The sequence below is a fragment of the Acidiphilium sp. MT5 genome, assembly GCF_054767495.1.
In genome coordinates, this window is record NZ_BAABMR010000039.1 from 1 (window position 1) to 1,336 (window position 1,336).

The window sequence follows — 1,336 nt, forward strand, 5'->3', positions numbered from 1 at the left end:
CCAATGGCGCAGCGTATAGCGCATCGCCTTGGCGAGGTCCGAACCTTTGGAGATGCGCGCCAGTTGCGCATTCAGCCAGTCGTGCAGGGCCTCGATGAGCGGTCGGGATTTTGCCTGCCGCACTGACTGCCGAGTTGTTGCGGGCTGACCACGGATCTCAGCCTCGATCGCATAGAGCTGTGCGATACGGGCGAGAGCCTCGGCTGCAATCGGCGATTGGGTCGAGGCATGGAATTCGTAGAAATATCGTCGTGCGTGGGTCCAGCAGAAAGCGAGCGCAATCTGGTCATCGACGCGCTCTTTGACGACCGCCCCGAAGCCGGCATAACCATCGACCTGCAGAACGCCTCGGAACTTCGCCAGATGCGCAGCCGGATGCTCACCTTTCCGGTCGGTCGCGTAGATGAAGGCGGCGGCTGGTGGTGCTGGTCCGCACCAGGGCCGATCATCGACTGCGTAGCACCATAATCGGCCGGATTTGGTTTTGCCGCGTCCGGGATCGAGCACCGGTAGCACGGTATCGTCAGCGAATGCCTTGGTCTGGGCGAAGACATGGGCAAGAATGGCGTGGTAGACCGGCTTCAGCCACCAGCAGGCGCGCCCGACCCAATCGCCGAGTGTTGAACGGTTGAGCTTGATCCCCTGGCGTTCGAAGATCTGCGCCTGCCGGTAAAGCGGCAAGTGATCGACGAACTTGCCGACCAGCACGTGCGCGACCAGCGCCTCGGTCGCCATGCCGCCATCGATCGGGCGGGGCGGTGCCGGGGCTTGGACGATCGGCGTGTCGCAGGCATCGCAGGCATAGCGAGGTCGGCGGATGACCTTCACCCGGAAGATCGCCGGCACCATGTCGAGCATCCTGGTCACGGTCTCACCGACTTGATGCAGCGTGCCGCCGCAGCAGGAACAGGTTTTGTTATCGAGATCGACGATCACCTCGATCTGCGGCAGGCTTGCAGGCAGATCACCGAGATTGCGCTGGCGACGTTTGCGCGGGGGTTTGTCGGCTCCAGATTGCCCTGCCCCAGATTGCTGTGCCATCGCATCGATCACGGCGTCAGCGGCAGCGTCCCCGGCGCCCTGGGCCTGCTCGAGATCCTCAATGGCGAGCGATAATTGATCGGGATCGAGTTGTTCGGAACGGCGGCCAAACCGGTGACGATTGAGCTTGGCGATCAGCAGGTGCAATTTGTCGATCTCGGCACGCAGGCCGGTAATCTCGATCTCTGAATTGGCAACCAATTCACGGAGGATCGCCGGGTCGTCGGGCAGGGATGCAGGGTCAATTTGCACAAAGCGATTATGGCAAAAATCAAGGCATAAAGCCAATGACTCT

The 1,336-nt window shown here is 61.5% G+C and carries 1 protein-coding gene; it reads right to left on the minus strand.

What is annotated here, in order from left to right; all coding sequences use genetic code 11:
* Positions 1 to 1,293, minus strand: a 1,293-nt coding sequence (gene tnpC / locus ACYUCQ_RS16220) for an IS66 family transposase (protein ID WP_460255595.1), incomplete at its 3' end; no start/stop codon positions are given.
* Positions 1,294 to 1,336 lie beyond the last annotated feature (43 nt).